5 protein-coding genes and 2 pseudogenes are annotated in these 7,509 nt (G+C 57.4%); all 7 read left to right on the top strand.

What is annotated here, in order from left to right; translation table 11 throughout:
* The first annotated feature begins 67 nt into the window (after positions 1–67).
* A pseudogene (locus HQL76_17780) lies at positions 68–184 on the top strand (virulence RhuM family protein).
* A pseudogene (locus tag HQL76_17775) lies at positions 182–361 on the top strand (hypothetical protein). Before HQL76_17780 ends, HQL76_17775 begins: the two co-directional pseudogenes overlap by 3 nt.
* Positions 358–1,104: a DUF4391 domain-containing protein gene (locus tag HQL76_17770; GenBank protein MBF0111018.1), complete on the top strand. Its 747-nt coding sequence runs from the start codon at positions 358–360 to the stop codon at positions 1,102–1,104. The pseudogene HQL76_17775 and the gene HQL76_17770 overlap by 4 nt, the downstream one beginning before the upstream one ends.
* A gap of 13 nt (positions 1,105–1,117) precedes the next feature.
* Positions 1,118–3,013 (top strand): site-specific DNA-methyltransferase, encoded by a 1,896-nt coding sequence (locus HQL76_17765; GenBank protein ID MBF0111017.1) that lies wholly within the window; start codon positions 1,118–1,120, stop codon positions 3,011–3,013.
* Positions 3,014–3,024: 11 nt separating this feature from the next.
* On the top strand, positions 3,025–4,038 hold the full coding sequence (locus tag HQL76_17760; protein MBF0111016.1) for a virulence RhuM family protein: 1,014 nt from the start codon (positions 3,025–3,027) through the stop codon (positions 4,036–4,038).
* A complete protein-coding gene (locus tag HQL76_17755; protein MBF0111015.1) occupies positions 4,035–7,001 on the top strand; it encodes a DEAD/DEAH box helicase family protein in 2,967 nt (988 codons plus the stop codon). Before HQL76_17760 ends, HQL76_17755 begins: the two co-directional genes overlap by 4 nt.
* A 50-nt stretch (positions 7,002–7,051) precedes the next feature.
* Positions 7,052–7,378 (top strand): TraY domain-containing protein, encoded by a 327-nt coding sequence (locus HQL76_17750; GenBank protein ID MBF0111014.1) that lies wholly within the window; start codon positions 7,052–7,054, stop codon positions 7,376–7,378.
* Positions 7,379–7,509: the final 131 nt, after the last annotated feature.

The raw sequence follows: 7,509 nt of genomic DNA, 5'->3' as shown, positions 1-7,509 counted from the left end.
TCAGTTCCAACCCTAGCTTGAGGAGGAGTTCAAACAGGAGATCCTGTTCGGAGCGATCCGGGAGGATATGATCGAGCATTACAATCTGGACGCCATTCTGGCCGTGGGATATCGGGTACGCTCGCCGCGTGGCGTCCAGTTCCGGCGCTGGGCCACGGAACGGCTGCGGGAGTACCTCGTCAAGCTGTTGGCCAAGGCAGTGGGATCGGTGGTGGGCAAACAGGAGGAGCGCGCGGTGGCCAGTCTGTTTTCTCCGGGTGGCACTCATGCCTTGAAGGGAGAGTTCGCCGGGATCGATGATTTCGAGGTCGTGGCGTGGTTGGTGCTGTTGCCGGAACAGGGGCGGGAGGCCGGGCCATGAGCGGCGGCGCCCTTCTGGAGGCGCTCTCCTTGCCGCCGGAGGTTCGGGTGGACAGGCGGGTGGCGAAAAAGCTGCTGCTGGAACAGGGTGCGCCCACGGTCGCCGACAAGCGGATTATTCAGGACGGTGTGGAAGACCTGCACTGGATCGCCGCCCTCAAGCCCACCAACATCGGCGTGCCCGCTTTTCGGGACGAAACCCGCGACTATGGTGAAATCGCCGTGCTGACCGTGGTTCTGCGGCCAGCGGCCAAAGCGCGGTTGCTGGAACTGATCCACCGGGCGATTCCCTATCCCGTTTTCCTGGTCTCCAGCCAGGGGAAAACGGTGACCCTCACCCTGGCGCACAAGCGTTTTTCCCAAGGGGAAGCGGGCAAGGTAGTGCTGGATGGGGGAATGGTCGGAACCACACTGCTGGAGTCCGCATTGGATACCGCTTTTATGGCGTCTCTGGCACTGAACGCGCAGTCTGCGGCGAACCTCCACACCCTCTATCAGGGATGGATGGACCGGATCGAGTCTCTTGCCGCCGCCCGCATCACCGGCCAGTTCATGCCGCCGGAGTCGCAGAATCGGACCGTGGCCCGCCGTGCCGCTCTCGATGAACACGCCCGGCTGGAACGGGAAATCGTTCGATTGCGGAGCCAGGCGGGTAAGGAAAAACAGCTCAACCGCCAGGTAGAATTGAATCTGGAGATCAAGCGGATCGAGTCGCAATTGTCTTTGCTGATCCCCTCACTTTGAACAGGATCGTCTGATGAAAAAACTGACACCCAACGACCCCGAAATGCAAAGCGCCGACCTGCTGTCCGAAAACGTCGAGCGGCTCAAGGCCCTGTTCCCGGAGGCCTTCACCGAGGGGAGGATCGACTTCGCGGTGCTCAAGGAGTTGCTGGGCGGCCATGTGGATGAGCGAGAGGAGAAGTACGGCCTCAATTGGCACGGCAAGCGTCAGGCCCGCCGCCTGGCCCTGACCCCCTCCACCGGCACGCTCCGCCCCTGCCCCGAGGAGAGCGTGGATTGGGAGACCACGCAAAACCTCATGATCGAGGGGGACAACCTGGAGGTGTTGAAGCTCTTGCAGAAGAGCTATGCGGGACGGGTAAAACTGATCTACATCGACCCGCCCTACAACACCGGCAAGGATTTCGTCTACCCCGACGACTACCGGGACAACATCCGCAACTATCTGGAACTGACCGGGCAGGTGGATGGCGAGGGGCGGCGGATGTCCAGCAACACCGAGGCTTCGGGGAGGTTCCATACCGATTGGTTGAACATGATGTATCCCCGGTTGAGGTTGGCGCGGAATTTGTTAAGAGAGGATGGAGTGATTTTTATTTCTGTAGATGACCATGAATTTGCAAATCTGAAGGGTATTTGTGATGACATCTTTGGAGAAGATGATGGATTTATCGCAACATTGGTTTGGCAAAAGAGGTACTCTAGAGAGAATAGGGGATCAATCGGAGATGCCCACGAATACATTCTTGTCTACTCGCGTTCATCTGAGCGGTTTCAGGAAAATTCTGGAAAAATTTCACTAACTGAAGAGCAGGCTAATATCTACAAAAACCAAAATAACGATCCCATGGGACGTTGGCGTGGCATTCCAATGACCGCTCAAGGCTATCGTCCAAATCAAATGTACGAGATTACAACCCCGTCGGGTATCGTGCATCGCCCAACAGAAGGTAGGTGCTGGAGCATGATTGAGTCTGAATTTCGTAAATTAGAGTCGATGGGTAGGATCTATTACGGAAAAGATGGTGATTCCCAACCCCAAGTCATTCGCTACTTATCAGAAGTTGAGGGTGTTGTTCCTTGGACGTGGTTGCCGCATGAAGAGGCTGGCCATACAGATGAGGCAAAAAAAGAATTATACGGAATACTTGGCAAAGGATTTGGTTTTGACACCCCGAAACCAACCCGACTCATCCATCGTCTTCTTCAAATTGCAGACAGGGAAACTGATTATATCGTATTGGACTTCTTCGCCGGTTCCGGCACCACCGCCCACGCCGTTCTCGATCTGAACAAACAGGATGGCGGCAACCGCCGGTTCATCCTGGTTCAACTCCCCGAACCCACCGGTCAAAAGGAATACCCCACCATTGCCGAGATCACCAAGGAGCGGGTGCGGCGGGTCATCAAGAAGCTCAACGATACGGAGGCAGGTCAACTCGACCTGAGTGATGGAGCCAAACAGGACCGGGGTTTCCGTGTCTTCAAGCTGGACGCCAGCAACCTCAAACCCTGGGATCCCAACCCCGAAGACCTGAACCGAACCCTGCTGGATCACGTCGATCATATCCTCCCGGATCGCTCCGAACAGGATCTCCTGTTTGAACTCCTCCTCAAGCTAGGGTTGGAACTGACCGTGCCCATGACGACCCGGACCATCGCCGGAAAGGCGGTCCACGCCATCGGCGGTGGGGCGTTGCTGGTCTGTCTGGCGGAGGAGATCACCCGCAAGGAGGTGGACCCCCTGGCCCAGGGCCTCCTGGATTGGCGGCGGGAACTGGCCCCTGCGGTCTCCACCACCTTCGTCTTCCGGGACAACGCCTTCGACGATGTGGCCAAGACCAATCTGGCGGCCATCCTGGAGCAAAACCTGCCCGCCAGCGAGTTGGCCGGGATTCGCAGCCTGTGAGGGGGGAGATCATGGCCTCGAATACCCTGCCTCCCACCGGGGAGATTCTGCTCTACCAGACCGAGGATGGCCGCACCCGCTTGCAGGTGGTGCTGGACAACCAAACCCTGTGGCTCAACCAGAAACAGCTTACGGAGCTGTTCGGCAAGTCCAAGGCAACCATCAGCGAGCACATTGCCCATGTCTTCGAGGATGGGGAGCTGAAGCCGGAGGCAACTGTTCGGTATTTCCGAACAGTTCAAAAGGAAGGCTCTCGGGACGTGGTGCGGGAGGTTGAACATTATAATCTGGATATGGTGCTGGCTTTGGGCTACCGAGTGCGCAGCCCGGCGGGGGTACGCTTTCGTCAGTGGGCCAGCGACAAGCTGAAGGAGTACATCATCAAGGGATTTGTATTGGATGACGAGCGGCTGAAGAACCCCGGCAAGGGACCGGACTACTTCGACGAGCTGACCCGCCGCCTCCAGGACATCCGCACCAGCGAGCGGCGCTTTTATCAGAAGATCACCGATATTTACGCCACCAGCGTGGATTATGATCCGCACCATCCCATGACCCAGGAGTTCTTCGCCACGGTGCAGAACAAGGTCCACTATGCCATCCATGGCCACACCGCCGCCGAGTTGATTGCAGAGCGCGCCAAGAGCACCCTGCCCAACATGGGTCTGACCAACTGGGAAGGGGCGCGGGTGCGCAAGGCGGACGTGGTCATTGCCAAAAACTACCTGCACGAGGACGAATTGCGCGCCTTGAACAATCTGGCGGAACAATATCTGATCTTCGCCGAATCCCAGGCCGAGCGGCGCATCCCCATGACTATGGGGGACTGGGTCAGGAAGCTGGAAGGGTTTCTGACCTTGAACGACCGGGAAATCCTGCAAGATGCAGGCAAGGTGTCGGCGCAGATGGCGAAAGAACATGCCGAGAGAGAATATGAAACGTTCCGCGTAATGGCCGATCATCAACTGGAATCGGACTTCGACCGCATGGTGAAACAGCTACCCAGACCGGAAGAAAAAAAATGAAACTCCACTTCGAGCCCGACCTGGACTATCAGCTTGCCGCCATCGAAGCGGTGTGCGATCTCTTTCGGGGACAGGAGGCGTGCCGCACCGAGTTCACGGTCAGCCGGTCTTATGGCGGGCTTTTCAAGGGAAAAGAGGAGGAGCAAGCCCTTGGCATCGGCAACCGCCTGCGCATGCTGGATGACGAACTCCTGGCCAACCTGCACGAGGTCCAACTGAAAAACGGTTTGCGCCCGTCGGATTCCCTGGCTTCCGGCGACTTCACCGTGGAAATGGAGACCGGAACCGGCAAGACCTACGTCTATCTGCGCACCATCTTCGAGTTGCACCAGCGGTACGGCTTCACCAAGTTCGTCATCGTGGTGCCGTCGGTGGCCATCAAGGAGGGGGTCTACAAGTCTCTCCAGATCATGGCGGACCACTTCAAAGGGCTCTACGCCAATACCCCCTTCGACTATTTTCTGTACGACTCCGGCAAGTTGGGACAGGTGCGCAATTTCGCCACCAGCCCCCATATCCAGATCATGGTGGTGACGGTGGGGGCCATCAACAAGAAGGAGGTCAACAACCTCTACAAGGAGACCGAGAAAACCGGCGGGGAACGTCCCATCGACCTGATCCGCGCCACCCGTCCCATCGTCATCGTCGATGAACCGCAAAGCGTGGATGGCGGTTTGGAAGGCCAGGGCAAGAAGGCGTTGGGTGAGATGCACCCCCTCTGCACCCTGCGCTATTCCGCCACCCACGCCGACAAACACCACATGCTCTATCGCCTGGATGCCGTGGACGCCTACGAACGCAAGCTGGTGAAACAGATCGAGGTGGCCTCTCTTCTGGTGCAAGGCGGACACAACAAGCCCTACGTCAAGTTATTGGAGACCAGCAACAAGCGTGGCATCACCGCCCGGGTGGAGTTGGATTGTCAGCAGGCGACCCAGGTGCGCCGGATGGTCAAGACCGTGAAGGCGGGCGATGATCTGGAACAGCTCACGGGCCGCCCCATCTATGCCGGTTGTCTGGTGCAGAATATCGGCTGCAAGGCAGGCGAGGAATTTTTGGAGTTGGCCAACCAGGAACTCTCCCTGCGTCTGGGTGAGGCCATGGGCGACGTGGACTCGGACGCCATCAAACGGCAGATGATCCGCCGCACCATCGAGGAGCATCTCGACAAGGAACTGCGCCTGCGCCCCCAGGGAATCAAGGTGCTCTCGCTCTTTTTCATCGATGTCGTCGAGCATTACCGCGCCTATGGCCCCGATGGCTCCCCCATGAAGGGCAAGTATGCGGTGATGTTCGAGGAGGAATACCGCCGAGCCATCGCCAAACCCAAATATCACACTTTGTTCCAGGATGTGGACACCCGCGCTACGCCCGAAGAGGTCCATGAGGGATATTTTTCCATCGACAAGAAGGGCCGCTGGGCCGATACCGCCGAAAACAACCAAGCCAACCGGGATAACGCCGAACGCGCCTACACCCTGATCATGCGTGACAAGGAAAGGCTTCTCAGCTTCGATACCCGGTTGAAATTCATCTTCTCCCATTCCGCCCTGCGGGAGGGATGGGACAATCCCAACGTCTTCCAGATCTGCGTGTTGCGCGACATGGGCACGGAGATGGCCCGGCGCCAGTCCATTGGTCGGGGGTTGCGCCTCTGCGTCAACCAGCAGGGGGAACGGTTGCGCGGTTTCGACCTCAACACCCTGACCGTCATTGCCACCGAGAGCTACGAGCAATTCGCCGCGAACCTGCAAACGGAAATCGAGAAAGACACCGGGATTCGTTTTGGCATGGTGGAGCAACATGTGTTCGCGACCATTCCGGTCACCAACGCCGATGGACAAACCACGCCCATGGGCATTGAGGCCTCGAAACGCCTTTGGAACCACCTCAAGGACGCAGGCCTGGTGGATGCCAAGGGCAAGGTTCAAGATTCCCTGAGAACGGCGATAAAAGAGGGAACCCTGCCACTCCCAGAGCCTTTCCAGCCACACCTGCCCCAGGTGCGGGATATTTTGCGCAAACTGGCAGGCAAGCTGGAGATCAAGAACGCCGACGAGCGAGTCACGATCAAGACCCGTCAGGCCATTCTCCATGGCGAGGCCTTTCAATCCCTCTGGAACCGCATCAAACACAAGACTACCTACCGGGTGGAGTTCGACAACGAGCAACTGGTGGCGGATTGCGCTCAGGCCATCCAGAACGGGCCACCTGTCACGACGGCTCGCATGCAGGTCCGCAAGGCCGACTTGGCCATCGGCAAGGGAGGCGTTGAAGCCAAGGAAACCGCGCAATCGGCTCCTGTCGTCATCGAAGAACACGATATCGAGTTGCCCGACCTGCTGACGGTGTTGCAGGACCAGACCCGACTCACGCGGGGAAGCATCGTCCGTATCCTGACCCGCAGTGAACGCCTGGAGGATTTTCGGCGCAACCCCCAGCAGTTCATTGAACTGGCTTCCGAAAGCATCAACCGCGCCAAGCGTCTTGCGCTGGTGGATGGTATTCGGTACCAGCGCATCGGCGATGACCACTACTATGCCCAGGAACTCTTCGAGCAGGAGGAGCTGACCGGATACCTGAAGGAGCTGCTCCAGGACACCCAAAAATCGGTTTACGAGCATGTGGTGTATGATTCGGCAGGCGTGGAGCGTTCTTTCGCCGAGCAATTGGAAAAGAATGAGGCGGTGCGGGTGTACGCCAAGCTGCCAGGATGGTTCAAGGTTCCCACTCCGCTGGGAACCTACAACCCGGACTGGGCGGTATTGGTGGAGAAAGACGGGGAGGAACGCATCTACTTCGTCGTGGAGACCAAAGGCGGCCTTTTCGCGGATGAACTGCGCGACAAGGAAAATGCCAAGATCACCTGCGGCAGGTCTCACTTTCAAGCATTGGCAGTGGATGAGAACCCTGCTCGGTATATCGTCGCCACAAAAGTCGATGACATGATGGGGTATGTTTGAATGGGGAGGCATTGCGAACCCGATACAAGAACAGAACGAGGGCAGAGAAAATGCAACACGACGATCAACCAGGAAGAAACAACGTCACCATCAGCTTCTCGGATGAAATGTACCAAGAGTTGTTGGATGCGGCGTATGAAAACGACCGTGAACTTGATCAGGAAATCGTGGCCAGACTTGAGGACAGCCTCGAATTTTACCGCCACGGGCTTGTATTCTCTGAGGCGGTTATCAAGTTCATGAACAACCTCAGGAAAGCCAACGCTATTCAGAGTGAGAATCAGCGATCACTCGATGAGGTGCTGATTCTTATGGAAGAGATGGTCCCAGGTCTGAAAGTACAGATCGAGGAGAGGATGCGGAAACAGCAGCACTAATCGCGTTTGTAGCTGGTGGTTTGGCAACACGGAATCAACACCAGTTCGCCATAACCCGGGTTTAACATTGGGGGGAGCCTGGGAGGGAAAAGCACACCACTTTTGGCGATGCTGAGTCATATAAGTATTTG

This window comes from Magnetococcales bacterium, assembly GCA_015228815.1.
Lineage (GTDB): Bacteria > Pseudomonadota > Magnetococcia > Magnetococcales > UBA8363 > UBA8363.
Note: the sequence above shows the minus strand (reverse complement) of the source record. Positions and strands in the feature narration are given on the sequence as shown.

What these genes read in the sequence shown, in the direction of transcription:
- HQL76_17760 (MBF0111016.1), top strand. Translation starts at nt 3,025, where the DNA reads ATGGCCTCGAATACCCTGCCTCCCACCGGGGAGATTCTGCTCTACCAG.
- HQL76_17755 (MBF0111015.1), top strand. Translation starts at nt 4,035, where the DNA reads ATGAAACTCCACTTCGAGCCCGACCTGGACTATCAGCTTGCCGCCATC.
- HQL76_17770 (MBF0111018.1), top strand. Translation starts at nt 358, where the DNA reads ATGAGCGGCGGCGCCCTTCTGGAGGCGCTCTCCTTGCCGCCGGAGGTT.
- HQL76_17765 (MBF0111017.1), top strand. Translation starts at nt 1,118, where the DNA reads ATGAAAAAACTGACACCCAACGACCCCGAAATGCAAAGCGCCGACCTG.
- HQL76_17750 (MBF0111014.1), top strand. Translation starts at nt 7,052, where the DNA reads ATGCAACACGACGATCAACCAGGAAGAAACAACGTCACCATCAGCTTC.